Genomic DNA, 1,582 nt, shown 5'->3' with positions numbered 1-1,582 from the left:
GGAGATGGCGTTCACCCGACTCCGGTCCTGGCCCAGGTCGCTCGCCAGGTAGCGCACGCTGGCCTCGCGCGCCGCCTTGGCCACGCCCATGACGTTGTAGTGGGGCATGACCCGCTCGGCGCCGTAGTAGGTGAGGGTGAGCAGACTGCCGCCCTCGCGCATCAGCGGCACCGCCCGCTGGGCCACCGCCGTGAAGCTGTAGCAGGAGATGTCGAGGGAGCGCACGAAGTTGTCGCGGCTGGTGTTGAGGTACTTGCCCTTCAGCTCTTCCTTGTCGGCATAGGCGATGGCGTGGACCAGGAAGTCGAGGCCGCCCCAGCGCTCCTCGACCGCCGCGAAGACCGTCTCGATGCTGTCGTCGCTGGCCACGTCGCAGGGCAGCACCATGTCGGAGTCGAGCGACTGGGCGAGCGGCCGCACCCGCTTCTCCAGCGCCTCGCCCTGGTAGGTGAAGGCGAGCTCGGCCCCTTGCGCGTGGGCCATGCGGGCAATGCCCCAGGCGATGGAGCGGTCGTTGGCGACCCCCATGACCAGGCCGCGCTTGCCGGCCATCAGTGGTGATTGCTCGTTCATTCTACCCTCGGTGTCCGCGCCGGACGGCGGTCGGCGGATGGTACACGGTTGATGGCGAAAAGGCCAAGCGCGGCACTCGGACGCTCGCAACCGGCGGCGACTGCCATATAATACGGCCACACCCGCGTCAATCCGGGCGCGCCGCCCGGACGAGCACCGAAAGGGCGACATGGCCACCGACCGCAACGATGACGACCTGGACGATGACGACCTGGACGACGGCCCGGAAGACCGCCCGCCGGAGGAGCGGCCGCCGGCCGGCCGGGCCGCCGATCGTTGGGCTCAGGTGCTGGGGCTCGCCGCCTACGTGTTCCGGCGCTTCACCGAGGGCCGCTGCCTGCGCATGGCGGCGGGGCTGAGCTACACCTCGCTCCTGGCCATCGTGCCGCTGACCGCCATCGCCTTCGCCATGCTGGCCGCCTTCCCGGCCTTCGAGGGGGTGCGCGAGCAGGCGCAGAACATGCTGTTCGCCAACGTCCTGCCCGAATCGGCCTCGGCCGTGCGCGGCCATCTCGACACCTTCGTCGCCAATACGTCGACCCTCTCCACCTTCGGCATCGTCGGCCTGGCGCTCACCGCCATCCTGCTGCTGGGCACCATCGAGGCGGACATGAACGCCATCTTCCGGGCCTCCCGGCCGCGCCCCCTGGCGCCCCGGCTGCTGGTGTTCTGGGCCCTCATCACGCTCGGACCGCTGCTGTTCGGCGCCAGCGTCTCGCTGACCACCTACTTCTTCGCCGCCACCGAGTTCATGGGCGTGGACGTCCTCGCCGGCCCCCTCGGCAAGCTCGCCGGGCTGGCCCCGGTGGCCATCCTGGTGGTGATGCTGACGGGGGCCTACATCGTCATCCCCAACCGGCCGGTCAGCCTGGAGGCGGCGCTCTGGGGCGGGGCCTTCGCCGCCGTCGCCTTCACCCTGCTGCGCAAGGTGTTCGCCTGGTACGTGGCCGCCTTCCCGGCCTACCAGACCATGTACGGCGCCGTCTCGGTGGTGCCCGTCTCCCTGGTC

The 1,582-nt window shown here is 70.3% G+C and carries 2 protein-coding genes; one reads left to right on the top strand and one right to left on the bottom strand.

Annotated features, from left to right (window positions below; genetic code table 11):
- On the bottom strand, positions 1-573 hold a 573-nt coding region (locus tag MJD61_17815; protein MCG8557120.1), incomplete at its 3' end, for an SDR family oxidoreductase.
- 169 nt (positions 574-742) lie between these two features.
- On the opposite strand from MJD61_17815, the gene MJD61_17810 reads away from it, so the two are divergent.
- Positions 743-1,582, top strand: an 840-nt coding sequence (locus tag MJD61_17810) for a YihY family inner membrane protein (protein ID MCG8557119.1), incomplete at its 3' end; no start/stop codon positions are given.

The sequence above is a fragment of the Pseudomonadota bacterium genome (assembly GCA_022361155.1).
Lineage (GTDB): Bacteria > Myxococcota_A > Polyangia > Polyangiales > JAKSBK01 > JAKSBK01.
The sequence above is the reverse complement of the archived record's forward strand: the minus strand, read 5'-3'. Positions and strand labels throughout refer to the sequence as shown.